The organism is Paraburkholderia sp. JHI2823, assembly GCF_038900695.1.
GTDB lineage: Bacteria > Pseudomonadota > Gammaproteobacteria > Burkholderiales > Burkholderiaceae > Paraburkholderia > Paraburkholderia mimosarum.
Genome location: NZ_JAYMRY010000416.1, coordinates 1 through 255, shown reverse-complemented (window position 1 = coordinate 255; position 255 = coordinate 1). Strand labels below are relative to the sequence as shown.

General features: G+C 65.5%; 1 protein-coding gene. It reads right to left on the bottom strand.

The annotated features are described in order from the left end of the window. On the bottom strand, positions 1-255 hold a 255-nt coding region (locus VSR34_RS39225; RefSeq protein ID WP_342965327.1), incomplete at both ends, for an amino acid permease.

Here is a 255-nt window from a genome sequence, read left to right as displayed (position 1 = left end):
AGATCACGAGGGCGCACAGGATCGAGCCGATCACCGCGAACGGCACGCTCTTTGCCGGATTGCGCGCTTCGCCCGCGAGGTTGATCGGGCTCTGGAAGCCGTTGAACGCGAACACGATGCCGCTCGTGGCCACCGCCGTGAACACCGCCGACCAGCCGTACGGCGCGAACGTGGTCGTCTCGCCGAAGTTCTCGTGGTGGAAGCTGCCCGCCATGAGGCCGGCGATCGTCAGGCCCGGGATGATGAACTTGAAGA